Below are 19,099 nucleotides of genomic sequence, written 5' to 3' on the forward strand. Positions count from 1 at the left end.
ATGAGGTGATTCAAATCTTGGAGATGTGTTGCGGTGTTAATTTGCTAGTTTTATTTTAGGGGAGTTTTTTTACCATAAATTGTTTAAAAAGTGAATCATATTCACCAATAAATTACTGGCTAATGATAATTATGTAACTTTTAAAAATTCAATTATTTTTCACCGCACTTTTGATCTAATCTAACGCTTTAATGATTCCATTATCGACTGAAAACATTTTTCTGTTTTCGACTTGCATCTCTTTTAATTGTTCTTGAGTAATGGCTGTAACAAACACTTGTGAACCGCTTTGTTGTAATCGTTCTGCCAACAGTGCTCGTTTATATTGATCTAATTCTGATGCAAAATCATCGATCAAAAAAATACAATGGCGTTGCTTTTCTTTCATTAAATGCTCGCCTTGAGCCAGTCTTAATGCGCACATTAAAAGTTTAAGCTGTCCACGAGAAAGTACATCTTCCACTGGCAATCCTTGTGCTTTGAAACGAAAATCAGCTTTTTGAGGTCCGGAAAATGTGTAATTTAAGGCGCGATCTCGTTCAAAATTTTGCTCAAGAACCTCTGCATAATCCGTATTTTTTTCCCATCCTTGATGAAAGCTGACATTAATGTCTAATTCAGGGAGGAAAAGTTGGCAAGTTTGCTCGATTTCAGGGCGTAGCGCTTCTGCATATTCGGAACGCCATTGATTCACTTGATGAGCGAGTTTGGCAAGCTCGACATCCCAAACTTTAATAGCGGAGTAGGGCTGATTTTGTGCAAGGGCGGCATTTCGCTGTTTGAGTAATCGATTAAGATTGCTCCAAGCTGCATAAAAACTTGTTTGATGATGAAAAAGTCCCCAATCCAAAAACGCTCGGCGATAACTTGGCCCACCATTCAGTAAGGTTAAGCCCTCTGGGGTGATTAATTGCATTGGCAAAAGATGAGCAAGATCGGAAATTTTATTGCCATCTTCACCGTTAATTTTTACTAACGTGTTGCCTTGACGAAGTTTTTGTAATCCCACTGACCATTGATGTTGGCTTTCTTGGATTTGTCCAAATAGGGTAAAGTGAGGTTCGTCGTAAGAAATGATGCGATTTGTTACCGCACTTTTGAATGAGCGTCCGTGACCAAGATAAAAAATTGCTTCTAATAAGCTTGTCTTCCCGCTACCATTGTTGCCAACCAAAAAGTTAAAGCCGGGATCAAAATCAAGATCCACGGCTGTTAAGTTACGAAATTTTTCGACCAGTAAGCGCGAAATCGCCATATTATAAACGCATTGGCATAATTACATATTCGCTACTGTTGTCTTCACAGTTTTCGATTAAGCAACTAGAAGAGGCATCAGTTAGGCGCATGCGAACTTGATTGCATTTAAGCGCATTTAGCACATCAAGAATATAGGTGACATTAAAACCGACTTCTAATTCTTCTCCATTGTAATTGACATCTACGATTTCTTCCGCTTCTTCATGTTCGGTGTTGGAAGCCGTAATTTTTAGTTGGTTTTCGCTTAAGTTTAAACGCACGCTACGCACGCGCTCATTCGATAAGATTGATGCGCGTACAAAGGCTTGTTTAAGAATTTCCCAGCTGCCTTCGACAATTTTTGTTGCATTACGAGGCAACACTCGGCGATAGTCAGGGAAACGACCATCAATTAATTTTGATGTAAATACAATGTTTTTTAGATGAATACGTAAATTGTTGGTACCGATTTGTAAACGCGCTGGTTCATCACTTGTTTCTAATAAACGAACAAGTTCTAACACGCCTTTACGCGGTAAAATCACAGAATGATTTTGTAATTCTTGTTCAAGCGAGATGGTGCACACCGCAAGTCTATGGCCATCTGTTGCCACAGTACGCAATAAATTGCCTTCTGTTTCAAACTTCATGCCATTTAAGAAATAGCGCGCATCTTGGTTTGCCATGGAAAATTGAGTGGCTTCAATTAAACGGCGTAAGGTATTTTGCGGTAGTTCAAAATCTACTTCAGATTGCCAATCCGTGAGGTTTGGATATTCTTCTGCAGGTTGGGTTGTCAGTGTAAAACGGCTACGCCCAGACTGCACTAATGCACGATCTTCTTCAAAAGTAACCGTGATTTCTGAATCATCAGATAAAGTGCGGCAAATATCTAAGAATTTTTTTGCTGGAATCGTGAAGGTGCCATTTTCAGAAGACGATGAAAGCTGAGTTTGACTCGATAATTCGACTTCCAAATCTGTGCCTGTGATAGTCAATCGATGGTCTTCAATTTGCAACAACACGTTGTTTAATACAGGAATGTTTGGACGACTACTCAATACGCCACATACTTGTTGCAACGGTTTTAATAAATTTTCTCTTGAAATACTAAATTGCATTGCGTTCTCCTTTTATGCGGACAAAGTGCGGATTAAATTCGCCCAATCTTCTTGAATGCTATTGTCTTGCTCGCGGAATTTTGGTACTTCGCGGCAAGCGTTTAATACGGTAGTGTGATCACGGTCAAAGGCACGACCGATTTCAGGTAAACTGCGGTTTGTGAGTTCTTTTGCTAACGCCATTGCAATTTGGCGAGGACGAGTCACTGAGCGCGCTCGACTTTTTGATTTTAAATCTGAAACCTTAATTCGATAATATTCAGCTACTACTTTTTGAATATTTTCAATGGTAACCAAGCGTTCTTGCAGAGCCAAAATATCTTTCAAGGTATCACGCACGAAATCAATATCAATGTCACCTCCTTTGAAGTCTTGCATTGCTTTCACTCGATTTAATGCCCCTTCGAGTTCACGCACGTTGGTACGCAAGCGTTGAGCAATGAAGAAAGCGACTTCTTCTGGTAAATGCATATTATGTTCTTCCGCCTTTTTCAATAAAATCGCTACGCGAGTTTCAAGATCGGGCGGCTCAATAGCTGTTGTTAAGCCCCAGCCAAAACGTGATTTTAAACGTTCTTCAATTTTTTCAATTTCTTTAGGATAACGATCTGACGTTAAGATAATTTGGCGACCCGTTTCAAATAAGTTATTGAATATATGGAAGAATTCTTCTTGGGTTTTTTCTTTTTCAGCGAAAAATTGAATATCATCCACTAAAAGCGCATCGAGAGAACGATAGAATTTTTTGAACTGATCCATTTTATTGTCACGCACTGCTTTTACCATATGTTGCATAAAGTTATTTGCGTGAATGTAAAGCACGCGCGCATTCGGTTTATTGGCTAAAATGCCATTGCCAATTGCGTGTAATAAGTGGGTTTTACCTAAACCTGTACCACCATATAAAAAGAAAGGATTGGCCGAAGGTTCGCCTGGAGCTTGAGCAAGTTTTTGACCGACTGCGCGTGCGAGTTGGTTCGATTTACCTTCAACAAAGTTATCAAATAAGTGTTTAGTATTTAGATGGGATTCAAATTTTACTGAAGCACTAGATTCAGCTTGAAAATCTACCGCACTTTCTTTTTTAGGATTGTCACTTGGTGCACTCTCCACTACTTTAGGTGCTGGTTTGACCCCTTCTTTTAAAGAAATGCGCAGTTCAGGATTTTGTGCAAGTGTTTGACAAATTTGCTGGATTTGTGCGAGATAATGAGTTTCCACCCAACCTTTCACAAACATATTCGATGCGTATAATACGATGTGGTTATCTGATACTACATCAGCCTGTAAAGGGCGAAGCCAAGTGCTAAGATCGCTGGCTGAAACTTGATCTTGAAGTTGTAACAGGCAACTTTGCCAAAGATTTGAGAGATTCACAAAAGGATCCTTGTTGTTTTTGTAATAGAGAAAAGTGCGGTAAAAATTAGCGGAGATTTTACAATAAATGAGTGGAAAGATCTTCTAAAAAATCGGCTTGAGATTTATACAAAAATCCGTATAATCCCCCCGATTTTGGAAGTCCGAGAGTTTTTCCCGAAAAATTTCCGTTTCTTATTTGACGAACGCGTATTTTATGATTAAAATTGCGCTCTATTTTTATTAACTCATAATCTGGATTTAGGTAGATTACAATGAAACGTACATTTCAACCTTCTGTATTAAAACGTAGTCGTACTCACGGTTTCCGTGCTCGTATGGCAACTAAAAATGGCCGTCAAGTTTTAGCGCGTCGTCGTGCTAAAGGTCGTAAAAGTTTATCTGCATAATCAGCGTTCTTAGTGGTTAAGCTGAACTTTTCAAGGGAGTTACGTTTGTTAACTCCCGTTCAATTCAAAAATGTCTTCGAACAACCGTTCAGAGCTAGCACTCCAGAAATAACCATCCTTGCCAGAAAAAATAATCTTGAGCGTCCTCGCTTAGGTTTGACTGTGGCTAAAAAACATTTAAAACGAGCTCATGATCGTAATCGTATTAAACGCTTAGTACGAGAAAGTTTTCGTTTATCGCAACATCGTTTACCAGCATGTGATTTTGTTTTTGTTGCAAAAGGTGGTATTGGTAAGCTTGATAATAGCTCTTTTGTGCAAATCTTAGAAAAATTATGGCAACGACACATTCGTTTGGTGCAAAAATCTTAATTGGATTTATTCGTTTCTATCAACTTGTTATTAGTCCTCTTATCGGACCGCGTTGTCGGTTTGTGCCTACTTGTTCTTGCTATGGCATTGAAGCGTTAAAAACACATGGATTGTTAAAAGGTAGTTGGCTTACTCTAAAACGTGTATTAAAATGTCACCCCTTGAACGCTGGTGGATTCGATCCTGTTCCACCTAAAATCAATAATAACGATGAGAAAAAATAATGGACTCAAGACGTAGCCTATTAGTGTTAGCGCTAATTTTTATTTCTTTCCTTGTTTATCAGCAATGGCAGTTGGATAAAAATCCACAGGTGCCAACTGAGCAAACAACTTCAATGACTGCCAATTCTGATGTTCCGGCAAGTTCTCCTTCTTCTAATTCACAAGTTGTAGCAGATTCTCAAACTCATGGCCGTATTATTACCCTTGAAAACGATGTATTCCGTTTGAAAGTTGATACTTTAGGTGGTGATGTAATTAGTTCTGAATTATTAAAATATGATGCTGAATTGGATTCAAAAACACCGTTTGAGTTATTAAAAGACACCAAAGAACATGTGTATATTGCACAAAGTGGTTTAATTGGTAAAAACGGTATCGATACTCGTTCTGGTCGTGCGCAATATCAAATTGAAGGTGATAATTTTAAATTAGCAGATGGTCAAGCGTCTCTTTCTGTGCCTCTTCTTTTTGAAAAAGATGGTGTCACTTATGAAAAAATCTTCGTATTAAAACGTGGTAGCTATGATTTAGGCGTAGATTACAAGATTGATAACCAAAGTGGTCAAGCTATTGAAGTTGAGCCTTATGGTCAATTGAAACATTCTATCGTTGAAAGCTCTGGTAATGTAGCAATGCCAACTTATACTGGTGGCGCATATTCTTCTTCAGAAACAAACTATAAAAAATATAGTTTTGGTGACATGAAGGATAATAATCTTTCTATTGATACTAAAGCTGGTTGGGTTGCAGTATTACAGCATTATTTCGTATCTGCTTGGATTCCTAATCAAGATGTAAATAATCAACTTTACACAATTACAGATACTAAAAATAATGTTGCGTCAATCGGTTATCGTGGTCCCGTTGTGACTATTCCTGCAGGCAGCCAAGAGACGATTACAAGTTCATTATGGACTGGCCCTAAACTTCAAAATCAAATGGCTACCGTAGCAAATCACTTAGATTTAACTGTTGATTACGGTTGGGCTTGGTTTATTGCTAAACCATTATTCTGGTTATTAACCTTTATTCAAGGGATTGTGTCTAACTGGGGGTTAGCGATTATCTGTGTAACTATCGTGGTGAAAGCTATTTTATATCCATTAACCAAAGCACAATACACTTCTATGGCGAAAATGCGTATGTTGCAACCGAAAATGCAAGAAATGCGTGAGCGTTTTGGTGATGATCGCCAACGTATGAGCCAAGAAATGATGAAACTTTATAAAGAAGAAAAAGTAAATCCACTCGGTGGTTGTTTGCCAATTCTTCTTCAAATGCCAATCTTCATCGCATTGTATTGGACATTTATGGAAGCAGTTGAATTACGCCATGCTCCGTTCTTTGGTTGGATTCAAGATTTATCAGCACAAGATCCTTATTATATTTTCCCTATTTTAATGGGTATCTCAATGTTCTTGTTGCAAAAAATGTCGCCAACACCAGTGGCTGATCCAATGCAGCAAAAAGTGATGAACTTTATGCCATTAGTCTTTATGTTCTTCTTCTTATGGTTCCCTGCTGGTTTAGTGTTGTACTGGTTAGTTTCTAACTTAATTACAATTGCACAACAACAATTAATTTACCGTGGATTAGAGAAAAAGGGACTGCATTCTCGTAAGAAATAATCTTAAATGAATGGAAAGAAAGGCACCAAAAGTGCCTTTCTTTGTTTTATCTGTCGTGGTAAATATGGCCACGTTTAATGATAGTAATAGCGCTGTTGGTAAACATATACATTTTCTCAATAGGGTAATATTACGATTAGTCTAGAGTATGCTTACTCTACGTGATAATAGGTTTTTTTATGAAAGAAACAATCGTTGCTCAAGCTACTGCGCCAGGTCGTGGTGGTATTGGGATTTTAAGAGTCTCTGGGCCTTTAGCAACAGAAGTTGCACAAGCTGTGTTGGGAAAATGTCCTAAGCCAAGAATGGCTGATTATCTGCCTTTTAAGGATGCTGATGGCACTGTTTTAGATCAAGGGATTGCCCTTTACTTTAAATCACCAAATTCATTTACTGGTGAGGATGTGTTGGAATTGCAAGGGCACGGTGGGCAGGTTGTATTAGATTTATTACTCAAACGTATTTTACAAATTGATGGAATCCGTTTGGCGAGACCGGGAGAGTTTTCTGAACAGGCTTTTTTGAATGATAAATTGGATCTTACTCAAGCGGAAGCAATTGCGGATTTAATTGATGCAACATCAGAACAAGCCGCACGCTCAGCATTGAAATCCTTACAAGGTGAATTTTCAAAGAAAGTAAATGAATTAGTTGAATCGGTTATTTACTTACGTACCTATGTGGAAGCTAGCATTGATTTTCCTGATGAAGAAATTGATTTCTTGGCGGATGGAAAAATTGAAGCAAACTTACGCGGTATTATTAATCAGTTGGAAGATGTTCGCTCTGAAGCCAAACAAGGTTCTATTTTACGTGAGGGTATGAAAGTGGTGATTGCTGGTCGTCCGAATGCGGGTAAATCGAGCTTGCTTAATGCGCTTGCTGGTCGCGAAGCGGCTATTGTAACGGATATTGCCGGCACAACGCGCGATGTACTGCGTGAGCATATTCATATCGACGGCATGCCATTGCATATTATTGATACCGCGGGTCTTCGAGATGCAACAGATGAAGTCGAGCGCATTGGCATTTCTCGCGCATGGACGGAGATTGAACAAGCCGATCGTATTATTTTGATGTTAGATAGTAGCGATCCTGAAAGTGCAGATTTAAGCAAAGTGCGGTCAGAATTTTTAGCAAAATTACCCACAACGTTGCCTGTCACTATTGTTCGAAACAAAATTGATTTAAATGGCGAACAAGCAAGTGAAAGCGAAGAAGGAGGCTATCAAATTATTAGTCTTTCCGCTCAAACACATGATGGTGTACAACTTTTACGTGAGCATTTGAAACAAGCGATGGGTTTCCAAACTGGCATGGAAGGGGGCTTTTTAGCTCGTCGTCGTCATTTAGATGCACTTGAGAAAGCCGCAGAGCATTTACAAATCGGTTTGGTTCAACTTACAGAATTTCATGCGGGAGAACTTTTAGCGGAAGAATTACGCTTAGTACAAACTCACTTGAGTGAAATTACAGGTGAATTTACATCAGATGACTTGCTAGGTAATATTTTTAGTTCTTTCTGTATCGGAAAATAGAAAGAGTAAAGTGCGGTCATTTTCTTGGGCAAAAAATTTAGGACAAAAGCGGAAATTTTTGGTGGCATAGTGCTGATTGGAATTGGTATTAGCTTGCTTTATGAGTACGGTGTTTTCGCTTTTTAAGATGCTTATTTTCTACGTTTAGATTATAATCGGGGAAAATTTTATGTTTATAACAAGGGTTATAGAATGTTAATTGAAAAAATGCACAATTTATCAAATTCAAAGGCTGCTAAGTTTATTTTGGGTTTGATTACTTTATCGTTTTTAGTCGGTGGTATGTCTGGCTATCTTTTTAGTTCAAATGATACTTACGCTGCAAAAGTTAATGGTGAAGTGATTTCGCAACAAGACTTTTTAAATCGCTACAACCAAGAATTTGAGAATCGTGCACAGCGCGAAGGCGAAGCATTTATGGCTCAGTCAGATTCTCCTGAATTTGTTACCGCACTTCGTCAAAGCACCATTAATCGAATGATTGATCAAGAATTACTTCGTCAATATGCGAAAGAATTAAAATTAGGCGTCAGTGATGAAATGATTAAACGAGCAATCGTGACAGATCCTAATTTTCAAGTTAATGGCAAATTTGATAATGGCGTTTATCAGCAAGTATTACAACAAAATCGTTTAAGTTCAGATGGTTATGCGGCGATTTTGCGTGGCGCATTAACTCTTGAACAAATGCAAAGTGGTGTTGCTAACAGTGAATTTATCGTGCCTGTTCAAGCAAAAAATACCGCAGAAGTTTTCTTCCAAAAACGTTCAGCGCGCTTAGCGACGTTATCTCTTGCTGATGAAATGGCAAAGCAATCGGTATCTGATGATGAAATTAAAGCTTATTACGAAGCTAATCAAAAATCTTTTGTTCAGCCAGAACAAGTGAAGGTTCAATATATTGACCTCTCAGGTAGCCAAATCGAAAAAAGTATCGAAGTTAAAGATGTAGAAATTGCGCAATATTATCAAGATAATAAAGCTCAATTTATGACTCAGCGTTTAGCACATATTCAATTTGCAAATGAGCAAGACGCTAAGTCTACTTACGATGAATTACAAAAAGGCGCAAATTTCGCTGATGTAGCTAAAGCTAAATCTTTAGATAAAGTTTCTGGTGAGAATGGTGGTGATTTGGGTTGGGTAAATGCAAATGAATTACCAAAAGCCTTTGAAGATGCCTCAGCTGCATTGCAGGTTGGGCAATATAGCCAACCAATCAATGTGGATGGCAATTACCATATTGTTTTAGTGCAAGAACGTAAAGCTCAAACTTTAGATGAAGTGAAAGCACAGGTTGCTGATTTAGTGCGTAAATCCTTATTAGAAAATCGTTATTACGCAATTGAAAAGCAAGTGCGTGATAAGGCTTTTGAAGATAGCAAATCTCTGAATACTGCGGCACAAGTTGCAGGTGTTAAAGTTCAAGAAAGCGGTTATTTTTCTCGTCAAAATGTACCTGCTGAATTAAATTTCCCTAATGTAGTTTCTGCTGTTTTTGAATCTGATATTGCCAATGGTAGTGCTAATTCAGAACCTTTGAATGTCGGCGATTATCACGCTATTGTAGTGCGTGTGTTAGAGCATAAACCTGAAGGTGTGAGAACATTGGAAGATGCAAAAGCGGATATTGAAATGTTCTTAAAACGCCAGAAAGCTGAAAATGTGCTTAATGAAAAAGCTCAACAAGCAGTGAAAGCATTAAACGAAAATGCTGAATCGAAAGTGGATGGAATTAATTTCTCAAGTGAGCAAATTTTTACTTTAAGTGAAAATAAAGATCCGATTTTAACAAATGGTGTATTCTCAATTGCTAAACCAGAATCAGGTAAAACGGTTTACCAAGTTGCTCGCAATGAGAAAGGCGATGTAGTTATTATTGCTTTAAATAAAGTAGAAGATGGCGTGCTTAACGATAAAGAATTAAGCCAATTTAGTGCTCAATTATTACGTACAAGTCAGTCTGAAGTTCAAGCGCAATTAATGCAAGGATTGCGTGAGAGAGCAAAAATTGAAGTAAATGATTCTTTCATCAATCAAGATGATGAAGCACAGCAATAATTGATTAAATTGCAATCTAAGATAAATTTTGATAAAAAGTGCGGTAAATTCACCGCACTTTTTTATAGGGAGCAAACAATGGCAGAAGAAACAATTTTCAGCAAAATTATCCGTAAAGAAATTCCTGCAAATATCGTCTATCAAGATGAATTAGTCACAGCGTTTCGTGATATTTCACCACAAGCTAAAACACATATTTTGATCATTCCAAATAAAGTAATTCCAACAGTGAATGATGTGACGGAGCAAGATGAACTAACGCTAGGTCGATTATTTAGCGTAGCGGCTAAACTCGCTAAAGAAGAAGGCATTGCGGAAGACGGTTACCGCCTAATTGTGAATTGTAATAAACATGGTGGACAAGAAGTATTCCATTTACATATGCATTTAGTCGGTGGTGAACCTTTAGGTAGAATGTTAGCGAACTAATGAAAAAATATTTTCTAATTTTGGCGAGCCTTGTGCTCGCTGCTTGTTCAAGTTCAGTAGAAAACTTAACTTATTCAACGAAGCCGATTTTGAATATCACATCTAATCTTTCACCTTTAATTCAAGTTGAAACGAGTCAAAAATCAGCGCTTATAAAAAATAAAAGTCAGCAACTTTTGAATATAAGTTACTACTTATATTGGTACGATCATTTAGGGGTAACCCAAACTTGGGAAAATCAGCAAGAAAGCTATTCCGATCAATTTTTGCTAAAACCACAAGAAGAGAAGTCGATCGATTTAATTAAACCTACTGTAGAAAGTAAAAATTATCGCCTTTATTTAAAATAATTTATGAGTACGTTGTTAATTGATTTAGAAGGAAAAGAGTTGGAACAAGAGGAAGTTGAGTTACTTTCTCACCCTCTTGTTGCGGGATTGATTTTATTTACTCGAAATTTTGAAGACAGAGAACAAATTCAAGAATTAATTCGTTCTGTTCGTCTGCGAGTGAAAAAGCCTTTATTGATTACGGTGGATCAAGAAGGTGGACGAGTTCAACGTTTCCGTGATGGATTCACAATGTTACCTTCAATGCAGGCTTTTCAAGAAACATTGTCAGCAACTGAACAAGTGAGTTTTGCTAAAGAAGCGGGTTGGCAAATGGCGGCAGAAATGATTGCCTTGGATATTGACTTGAGTTTTGCGCCGGTGTTGGATTTGGGGCATGAATGTCGGGCGATTGGTGATCGTAGTTTTTCATCTGATGTAAAAAGTGCGGTAAATTTAGCAACCGCTTTTATCGATGGTATGCATCAAGCAGGTATGGCATCTACAGGTAAACATTTTCCGGGTCATGGCCATGTATTAGCCGATTCTCATTTAGAAACGCCTTATGATGATCGCGCAAAAGACGAAATTTTTAGTTGTGATCTCCAACCTTTCCAACAGTTGATTTCACAAAATAAACTCGATGCCATTATGCCTGCGCATGTCATTTATAGACAATGTGATAGTCAACCAGCAAGCGGTTCAGAATATTGGTTAAAAGAAATCTTACGAAAACAACTAAATTTCCAAGGTGCAATTTTTTCAGATGATCTCGGTATGAAAGGTGCTGGCGTAATGGGCAATTTTGTAGAGCGTAGCAAAAAAGCACTCAATGCAGGTTGTGATCTTTTATTACTGTGCAATGAACGTGAAGGTGTCATTCAAGTATTAGATAATCTAAAACTTACTGAAAATGAACCGCACTTTATGGCTCGTCAAGCTCGCTTAAAAAATTTATTTAAGCGTAGAATGATTAAGTGGAATGACCTGGTTTTAGATCAACGTTGGAAAATGAATCACCGAAATCTCGCAGATATTCAAAGCCGTTGGCTAGATATTCAGGCCGCAAAAAAATGATTGATTGTCGATACTATCAACAAAATGAATGTCGTTCTTGTCAATGGCTTGAAATACCTTATAGTCAGCAGCTAATTGAAAAACAACATCATTTAAAGCAGCAACTGATTTCTATTAATTGCAATGGAGCTCAATGGTTGGCTCCTTTTGAATCTGATGAACAAGGCTTTCGTAATAAAGCTAAAATGGTTGTTAGTGGTAGTGTTGAACGCCCGATACTTGGCATTTTAAAAAATCCTAATGATCCACAAAGTGCGATTGATTTGTGTGATTGCCCCCTTTATCCAACTCATTTTTCATTGATTTTTCCAGTTTTGAAGGATTTTATTGGCCGTGCTGGTTTAGTACCTTATAACATTGCTAAACAAAAAGGTGAGCTCAAATATATTCTGCTCACAGAAAGTATTGCGACGGGAAAATTAATGTTGCGTTTTGTATTACGCACAGAAAATAAATTGCCATTAATTCGTCGAGAATTACCCAAATTATTGGAAAAATTACCGCACTTAGAAGTTGTTAGTATTAATTTACAACCACAGCATGCGGCTATCTTAGAAGGTGAACAAGAAATTTTTCTGACAGAACAACAATTTTTGCCTGAGAATTTCAACAGTATTCCGCTCTTTATTCGCCCACAAGGTTTCTTTCAAACCAATCCTAAAGTGGCGGCGGGATTATATTCAACCGCTCAGCAATGGGTAAGAGAATTACCAATCTATAAAGCCTGGGATTTATTTTGTGGTGTGGGTGGATTTGGCTTACATTGTGCTAAAGCTTTACAGGAAAAATGGGGAAAAAGTATAGAGTTAACTGGAATTGAAATTTCCTCATCAGCTATTTTTGCAGCGAGTCATTCCGCTAAAATATTAGGTTTAGAACATGTGAATTTCCAATCTCTAGATGCAGCAAGCGTGATTGAAAATAAAAATGAAAATAAGCCTGATCTTGTGATTGTTAATCCACCACGTCGTGGAATTGGAAAGGAATTAAGTGAATTTCTTAACCAAATTCAACCGCACTTTATCTTGTATTCCAGCTGTAATGCCGTGACAATGGGTAAAGATTTACAGCATCTCACTTGTTATAACCCATTGAAAATTCAACTTTTTGATATGTTTCCGCAAACATCTCACTATGAAGTATTAGTTTTACTAGAAAGAAAAAAGATTAGTTAAGGGGAGATAGAAAAAACTAGGGAATTTGAAAGAAGGGTGGTGGAACTAAGCAGAATTGGTCTTAACAGCAAGTGGCTTACTGCGCGCATCCCTGCGGGATTTCTACCCAGCCCACCATAGATTAGAAAATGCATCTTGGTGTTCTAGCTTTTGCAGCATAAAACTATGCAATAAGGTTGTAAACCTTTAAAGCCACTATATCAGGAGACCAATCCTGTCTTCCCACTATATTTGTAAGAAGTTGGATAATGATAGAATCCTTTATATTAATTGTCAATTAATGTTTTGAATATTATTTCTAATTAAACAAAAACCATCCAAATTGATTTTGGATGGTTTCATTTTTGAATAATTTATGATGAAAAATTATCTTGCTCCATACACAACGATGGTTTTTCCATGAGCGTGGATAAGATTCTGATCTTCTAACATTTTAATAATGCGTCCTACAGTTTCTCGTGAACAACCCACCATTTGCCCTATTTCTTGACGTGTAATTTTGATTTGCATCCCATCAGGATGTGTCATTGCATCAGGCTGTTTAGCTAAGTTCATTAGCGTTTGAGCAATACGACCTGCCACGTCTAAGAATGCTAAATTACTGACTTGGCGTGAAGTATTTTGTAAACGTCTTGCCAATTGTGCGGTTAGAAACATTAAGATTTCAGGGTTTGCCTGAATTAATTGACGATATTTTTTATAAGAAATCTCAGCAATTTCACATGTTGTTTTTGTTTTTACCCAAGCAGAGCGTTTTGAACCTTCATCAAATAATCCAGCCTCACCAAAGAATTGTCCTGCGCCTAAGTAAGTGAGGATCATCTCTTTACCTTCATCATCTTTTGAAGATACCATTACAGAGCCTTTAATCACATAATAAAGCGTTGTTGCATCTTCACCTGCATGAATTAAAGTTGATTTTGCAGGATATTTATGCAAGTGACAGTGAGTAAGAAACCAATCTAAAACTGGATCTCGTTGAGTTATCTCTTCTTCTTGAGGGGAGGTTACAACTTCATCAATTTCGGTTAATTCATTTGACATTCGTGCTCCTTACATTCCTGTTTCAAAAATTCCGTTTTATTTTTGATGTCAATGGATTCATGCAATTCAGACCATACAATCACCGCAATTCCATTGCGAATTTGAGTCAGTAAAAGTTGTTTTTTTTGGTTGAGTGAAAGTTCTTCTATACCGTAATCAGTTCCTTCGCGTAAAATTACGCTTTCTACGATATTATCTAATGTTTCTGCTTCTAGTTCTTGCCAAGGAATAATCATATATTTACTCGGTAAAGTCAATTAGGCAAAAAGTGGCTCGATAAAACGCCATTGTTGTTCGAAAGACTGACTTGCATTCAGACGGAAATTAGTACGAACATAGCGCATAAATTGTCCCTCACATAGGGTAACTAAATGAGAGGCAATTATGCGTTCATCCACATTAAAGCCACGTCCTTCACGCAATTTTCGCATTTGTAAAATATTGACAAACTGCATTTCAAGACGATTAAAAAATTGTGCGACTCGAACTTGCAATTGCGCATCTTCAAACATTAATGCATGACCCGTTAGAATTCGAGTTAAGCCAGGATTTTTACGGGCAAAATCTAAGATCGTTTGTAAAATATCATGAATGCGATTCATTGTTTGGGTTTCGTTACGCATAGAAGCGGTAATACGGCTTAATAGGGTATTTTCGATATGCTCGATTAAGGCTTCAAACATTTTTGTTTTGCTTGGAAAGTAACGATATAACGCAGCTTCAGATACCCCAACTTCTTTTGCTAGACGAGCCGTTGTCATACGCTCCATGCCGCGTTCGGAATGAAGCATATGTATCAACACAGTAAGCACTTGTTGACGACGTTCTTTTACCGTTCTTTTTTCAATTTTTGGTGTTTCAATTTTAGGCGAAATGTCTTCTACGCCTGATAAAGATAATTGTTCTTCTACCATATATTATTGTTTACCCGAATGACCGAAACCGCCTTCACCACGTTCGGTTTGTTGAAAATCTTCTACAATATTAAATTCAGCTTGTACTACTGGCACGAAAACAAGTTGAGCAATGCGATCGCCGACTTCAATTTTGAATGACTCATTTCCACGGTTCCACATTGATACCATTAATGGACCTTGATAATCGGAGTCAATTAATCCCACAAGGTTTCCTAGCACAATGCCGTGTTTATGACCGAGACCAGAGCGAGGCAAAATCACTGCAGCTAAATTTTGATCCGCAATATAAATTGAAAGCCCCGTAGGAATTAATTTGGTTTCACCTGGTTGAATTTCAAAGCTTTCATCGATTAATGCACGTAAATCAAGACCTGCCGAACCTTCAGTTGCGTAAGTTGGCAGAGGAAATTCATTTCCAATGCGAGAATCTAAAATTTTTACGTCAATTTTTTTCATGTAATACTCCGTTTGAAATTCATTTTTAAGTAAAAGTGCGGTTGAAATTATAAGGTCTTTTGATAGCGTTCGATGATTTCATTGACTAAATCAGTTGCAAGTTCCACTTTTGATTTGAGCGATAATTTTTTATGGCCATCTTTCCAGAAAAGCTGCAAGGCATTTTCATCAGCGTTAAAAACTTGTCCACCAGATACATCGTTGGCACAAATCATATCAAGATTTTTGCGTTCAAGTTTATCTTTTGCATAATCATCAACATTTTGGGTTTCAGCTGCAAATCCGACAGTAAAAGGACGATGTGTTTTTAAGTGCCCTACATCTGAGATAATATCGGGATTTTTAATTAACTTGATAGATATTTCATCGCCAGATTTTTTAATTTTTTGGTCAGCAACTTCGGCTACTCTATAATCAGCAACAGCCGCACAACCAATAAAAATTTGATTTTTTACCGCACTTTCAAGAGAAGCTTGCCACATATCTTGTGCTGAGATGACATTAATTCGATTTACATTTTTTGGTGTTGTTAAATTCACGGGACCTGAAATTAGTGTGACGTTCGCCCCACGTTCGGCAAATGCTTCAGCAATTGCAAATCCCATTTTTCCTGAACTATGGTTAGAAATATAACGAACAGGATCGATTGCCTCACGCGTTGGGCCTGCTGTAATGGCGACATTTAATCCTTGCAGATCTTGTTTTTGAGAGAAAAAGTCAGAAAGTGCGGTAAAAATTTCCTCTGGTTCTGACATACGCCCTTTCCCCATATCGCCGCAAGCCTGAAAACCACTATTCGGGCCAATAAGCTCAATTCCACGTGTTTGAAGAGCCGTTAAATTTTGTTGAGTAATGGATTGGCGATACATCTGCTGATTCATTGCAGGGGCAAGAAAAATTGGTGCATTAGTCGCAAGACAAATTGTTGAAAGTAAATCATTCGCCATGCCGACAGTAAGACGGGCAATAAAGTCTGCACTAGCTGGCGCAATAATAATGGCATCAGCCCATTTAGCAAACTCAATATGGCCCATTGCCATCTCAGCTTGTGGATCAAGTAAAGATTGTGCGACAGCATTGCCAGAAATGGCTTGAAGCGTTAAAGGCGTAACAAATTCTGCTGCAGATGGGGTTAATACTACACGTACTTCGGCTTCTGCTTTGCGTAATAAACGAATCAACTCTATTGTTTTATAGGCAGCAATTCCGCCAGTTATGCCAACTACAATATGCTTTTCGTTTAATTTCATGTTTCAACCTTTGTTAGTGCTTAGCCACAATTCCGTTATTTTACTTTAATTTTATTGAATGCCCAATGCTATTTTTGCAATACATATCGCAGACTTTACATAAGTTACTCGTAAAAAAAGAAAAGAGCGGTCAAAATTTTTTCTATTTTGCGTTTAATATTTTATGGAAAACAATGATGATTTAATGCCACGGGAAAAATTGCTTAAATTTGGCGTAGAAACTCTCGCTGATTATGAATTGCTGGCGATCTTTTTACGAACTGGCATAAAAGGCTGCCCAGTCATTCAGCTTTCTAAAAATGTCTTATCACATTTTGGTTCCTTGCATGCTTTACTTTCTGCAGATGAAAAATCCTTTTGTTCTGTGAAAGGCTTAGGCATTACGCAATTTATTCAACTGCAAGCAATTACGGAAATGACCAAGCGTTATTTAAAGCAAGAGATGTTAAGTACGCCGATTATTAATGATCCTGAAACGGTAAAACTTTTTTTACTCACTGAATTGCAACATGAGGAAAGAGAAGTGTTTATGGTTTTATTTTTGGATAATCAACATCGTCTGATTAAAAAAGAGCGGTTATTTTTAGGTACAATTAATGTATCAGCGGTTTATCCTAGGGAAATAATTAAAGAGGCGCTTTATTGTAATGCAGCTGCTTTAATTTTGGCACATAATCATCCTTCGGGTATAACGGAGCCGAGTTATTCGGATCAGCTTATTACTAAAAAAATTCAGGAATCTGCAGAACTAATGGAAATCAGAGTGCTTGATCATTTAATTGTAGGAAAAAGCGATTGTTATTCTTTTGCGGAGAATTGTTTATTATAAATTTTTATAATATTGACCATTTTTTTACCGATTACATTCAAGATAACCGCATTTATACTTGAGAAATGAAAACAAAGTCAGTATAATTTGCGACCTTTAATATAGTAAGCGGGTCGGATTAGCGCGACCTGACGAGGTAGCAAGCTAGGTTTAACCTGCTTTAAACAATCCGAACCGTAAGCTCGAGCTTATATTTAATTATTGGAGATTATTATGTCTAGAGTTTGTCAAGTAACAGGCAAGCGTCCAGCTGTGGGTAATAACCGCTCACACGCGATGAATGCGACACGTCGTCGTTTTCTTCCAAACCTTCACACTCACCGTTTCTGGGTTGAAAGTGAAAACCGTTTCGTAACCTTACGTTTAACTGCGAAAGGTATGCGTATTATTGATAAAAAAGGCATTGATGCAGTCTTAGCTGAAATCCGTGCTCGTGGCGAAAAAATCTAAGGAGCTAAAAAATGGCAGCTAAAGGCGCTCGTGAGAAAATCCGTTTAGTTTCTACTGCAGAGACCGGTCACTTCTACACAACTGATAAAAACAAACGTAATATGCCTGAAAAAATGGAAATCAAAAAATTTGATCCAGTAGTGCGTAAACACGTTATCTATAAAGAAGCAAAAATCAAATAATTTTGCTTATTTAGAAAAGGCCCGAACATTGTTCGGGTTTTTTTGTATCACAAATTTATTAAGGAACAAATCATGCCGGAACTTCCCGAAGTCGAAACTGCACTACGTGGTATTAGCCCTTATCTTAAGAATTTTACGATTAAAAAAGTTGTCGTGCGTCAGCCTAAATTGCGCTGGTCCGTATCAGAGGAATTGATAACTCTAAAAAATGTAAAAATTGTCGATCTCACTCGTCGAGCAAAATATTTGATTATTCACACGGAAAAAGGCTATATCATCGGGCATTTGGGCATGTCAGGTTCGGTGCGAATTGTGCCACAGGACAGCGCAATAGATAAACATGATCATATTGATATTGTAATGAATAATGGCAAGTTATTACGCTATAACGATCCTCGCCGTTTCGGTGCGTGGTTGTGGACAGCAAATTTGGATAACTTTCATCTTTTCTTAAAGCTAGGCCCTGAACCGCTTTCTGATGAATTTAATGCAGAATATTTATTCAAAAAATCTCGTCAAAAATCAACCGCACTTAAAACCTTCTTGATGGATAACGCTGTGGTGGTGGGCGTTGGAAATATTTATGCGAATGAAAGCTTGTTTATTTGTGGTATTCATCCACTTAAACTCGCTAAAAATCTCACGCGTAATCAATGTATTTCCCTAGTGAACACAATTAAAGAAGTCTTGAAAAAAGCCATTATTCAAGGTGGAACCACACTTAAAGATTTCTTACAGCCAGATGGGCGCCCAGGTTATTTTGCACAAGAATTATTGGTATATGGAAATAAAGATAAACCTTGTCCTAAGTGCGGTGGAAAAATTGAAAGTTTAGTGATAGGTCAGCGTAATAGTTTCTTTTGCCCGAAATGTCAGAAAAGATCTTAGGATAAAGTTTAAAAGCATTATTGATTGTTGTGTGAAATTTAGTCATAATTTCAGCCTTTCTCTAAAGTAAACAAGGATAAAAAAATTATGGAATTAAATAGATTATTAATAGTGAAATTTGTGAAAA

22 protein-coding genes are annotated in these 19,099 nt (G+C 37.5%); 14 read left to right on the top strand and 8 right to left on the bottom strand.

The genetic code is table 11. The features are described from left to right. Positions 1-175 precede the first annotated feature (175 nt). The 3 genes from recF to dnaA are packed head-to-tail and all read right to left on the bottom strand — an operon-like array spanning position 176 to position 3,734. Entirely contained in the window at positions 176-1,255 is a 1,080-nt protein-coding gene (recF, locus tag ABW51_RS04715) for a DNA replication/repair protein RecF (protein WP_053465777.1), read from the bottom strand. A gap of 1 nt (position 1,256) precedes the next feature. Beyond that, complete coding sequence (dnaN, locus tag ABW51_RS04720; protein ID WP_053465778.1) at positions 1,257-2,357, bottom strand: DNA polymerase III subunit beta; 1,101 nt, start codon at positions 2,355-2,357, stop codon at positions 1,257-1,259. A 12-nt stretch (positions 2,358-2,369) separates the two neighbouring features. Further along, entirely contained in the window at positions 2,370-3,734 is a 1,365-nt protein-coding gene (dnaA, locus tag ABW51_RS04725; RefSeq protein ID WP_053465779.1) for a chromosomal replication initiator protein DnaA, read from the bottom strand. A gap of 254 nt (positions 3,735-3,988) precedes the next feature. Between dnaA and rpmH the strand changes: the two genes are divergently transcribed. The 10 genes from rpmH (at position 3,989) to rlmC (ending at position 12,956) form a co-directional block, all read left to right on the top strand. Next, the gene (gene rpmH, locus ABW51_RS04730) at positions 3,989-4,123 is read left to right on the top strand and encodes a 50S ribosomal protein L34 (RefSeq protein WP_005539760.1); all 135 of its coding nucleotides are present in this window, start codon (positions 3,989-3,991) and stop codon (positions 4,121-4,123) included. Positions 4,124-4,135: 12 nt separating this feature from the next. Next, the gene (gene rnpA / locus ABW51_RS04735) at positions 4,136-4,495 is read left to right on the top strand and encodes a ribonuclease P protein component (protein WP_053465780.1); all 360 of its coding nucleotides are present in this window, start codon (positions 4,136-4,138) and stop codon (positions 4,493-4,495) included. Then, positions 4,459-4,719, top strand: coding sequence for a membrane protein insertion efficiency factor YidD (gene yidD, locus ABW51_RS04740; protein WP_005631409.1), 261 nt, complete (start codon positions 4,459-4,461; stop codon positions 4,717-4,719). Before rnpA ends, yidD begins: the two co-directional genes overlap by 37 nt. After that, positions 4,719-6,347, top strand: a complete 1,629-nt coding sequence (gene yidC, locus ABW51_RS04745) for a membrane protein insertase YidC (RefSeq protein ID WP_053465781.1) — start codon at positions 4,719-4,721, stop codon at positions 6,345-6,347. Before yidD ends, yidC begins: the two co-directional genes overlap by 1 nt. Before the next feature lie 179 nt (positions 6,348-6,526). Further along, on the top strand, positions 6,527-7,885 hold the full coding sequence (mnmE, locus tag ABW51_RS04750; protein ID WP_053465782.1) for a tRNA uridine-5-carboxymethylaminomethyl(34) synthesis GTPase MnmE: 1,359 nt from the start codon (positions 6,527-6,529) through the stop codon (positions 7,883-7,885). Between the two features lie 192 nt (positions 7,886-8,077). Next, positions 8,078-9,946, top strand: a complete 1,869-nt coding sequence (gene ppiD / locus ABW51_RS04755) for a peptidylprolyl isomerase (protein WP_053465783.1) — start codon at positions 8,078-8,080, stop codon at positions 9,944-9,946. A 78-nt stretch (positions 9,947-10,024) separates the two neighbouring features. After that, positions 10,025-10,375 carry a purine nucleoside phosphoramidase gene (gene hinT / locus ABW51_RS04760; protein ID WP_053465784.1) on the top strand — a complete coding sequence of 117 codons (351 nt, stop codon included), beginning with the start codon at positions 10,025-10,027 and terminating at the stop codon, positions 10,373-10,375. Further along, positions 10,375-10,725: a YcfL family protein gene (locus ABW51_RS04765; protein ID WP_053465785.1), complete on the top strand. Its 351-nt coding sequence runs from the start codon at positions 10,375-10,377 to the stop codon at positions 10,723-10,725. Before hinT ends, ABW51_RS04765 begins: the two co-directional genes overlap by 1 nt. Before the next feature lie 3 nt (positions 10,726-10,728). After that, a complete protein-coding gene (nagZ, locus tag ABW51_RS04770; protein ID WP_053465786.1) occupies positions 10,729-11,781 on the top strand; it encodes a beta-N-acetylhexosaminidase in 1,053 nt (350 codons plus the stop codon). Beyond that, positions 11,778-12,956 carry a 23S rRNA (uracil(747)-C(5))-methyltransferase RlmC gene (gene rlmC / locus ABW51_RS04775; protein WP_053465787.1) on the top strand — a complete coding sequence of 393 codons (1,179 nt, stop codon included), beginning with the start codon at positions 11,778-11,780 and terminating at the stop codon, positions 12,954-12,956. The genes nagZ and rlmC overlap by 4 nt, the downstream gene beginning before the upstream one ends. A gap of 366 nt (positions 12,957-13,322) precedes the next feature. Here the strand turns inward: rlmC and crp are convergent, their stop codons facing one another. The 5 genes from crp to coaBC are packed head-to-tail and all read right to left on the bottom strand — an operon-like array spanning position 13,323 to position 16,623. Beyond that, complete coding sequence (gene crp, locus ABW51_RS04780; protein WP_053465788.1) at positions 13,323-14,000, bottom strand: cAMP-activated global transcriptional regulator CRP; 678 nt, start codon at positions 13,998-14,000, stop codon at positions 13,323-13,325. Continuing rightward, the gene (locus ABW51_RS04785) at positions 13,985-14,236 is read right to left on the bottom strand and encodes a YheU family protein (RefSeq protein WP_005631427.1); all 252 of its coding nucleotides are present in this window, start codon (positions 14,234-14,236) and stop codon (positions 13,985-13,987) included. The genes crp and ABW51_RS04785 overlap by 16 nt, the downstream gene beginning before the upstream one ends. 21 nt (positions 14,237-14,257) lie before the next feature. Next, positions 14,258-14,914 carry a nucleoid occlusion factor SlmA gene (gene slmA / locus ABW51_RS04790; protein ID WP_053465789.1) on the bottom strand — a complete coding sequence of 219 codons (657 nt, stop codon included), beginning with the start codon at positions 14,912-14,914 and terminating at the stop codon, positions 14,258-14,260. A 3-nt stretch (positions 14,915-14,917) separates the two neighbouring features. Beyond that, positions 14,918-15,373 carry a dUTP diphosphatase gene (gene dut / locus ABW51_RS04795; protein WP_053465790.1) on the bottom strand — a complete coding sequence of 152 codons (456 nt, stop codon included), beginning with the start codon at positions 15,371-15,373 and terminating at the stop codon, positions 14,918-14,920. Between the two features lie 47 nt (positions 15,374-15,420). After that, positions 15,421-16,623 carry a bifunctional phosphopantothenoylcysteine decarboxylase/phosphopantothenate--cysteine ligase CoaBC gene (gene coaBC, locus ABW51_RS04800; RefSeq protein ID WP_053465791.1) on the bottom strand — a complete coding sequence of 401 codons (1,203 nt, stop codon included), beginning with the start codon at positions 16,621-16,623 and terminating at the stop codon, positions 15,421-15,423. Between the two features lie 163 nt (positions 16,624-16,786). Here coaBC and radC point away from each other — a divergent pair, with 163 nt between their 5' ends. From radC to mutM, 4 genes are all read left to right on the top strand, one after another. Further along, a complete protein-coding gene (gene radC, locus ABW51_RS04805) occupies positions 16,787-17,452 on the top strand; it encodes a RadC family protein (RefSeq protein WP_053465792.1) in 666 nt (221 codons plus the stop codon). 213 nt (positions 17,453-17,665) lie between these two features. After that, entirely contained in the window at positions 17,666-17,902 is a 237-nt protein-coding gene (gene rpmB / locus ABW51_RS04810) for a 50S ribosomal protein L28 (protein WP_005542826.1), read from the top strand. An 11-nt stretch (positions 17,903-17,913) separates the two neighbouring features. After that, complete coding sequence (rpmG, locus tag ABW51_RS04815) at positions 17,914-18,084, top strand: 50S ribosomal protein L33 (RefSeq protein ID WP_005613503.1); 171 nt, start codon at positions 17,914-17,916, stop codon at positions 18,082-18,084. A 72-nt stretch (positions 18,085-18,156) separates the two neighbouring features. Continuing rightward, complete coding sequence (gene mutM / locus ABW51_RS04820) at positions 18,157-18,972, top strand: DNA-formamidopyrimidine glycosylase (RefSeq protein ID WP_053465793.1); 816 nt, start codon at positions 18,157-18,159, stop codon at positions 18,970-18,972. Positions 18,973-19,099: the final 127 nt, after the last annotated feature.

The sequence above is a fragment of the Haemophilus sp. C1 genome (genome assembly GCF_001276515.1).
Classification (GTDB): domain Bacteria; phylum Pseudomonadota; class Gammaproteobacteria; order Enterobacterales; family Pasteurellaceae; genus Haemophilus.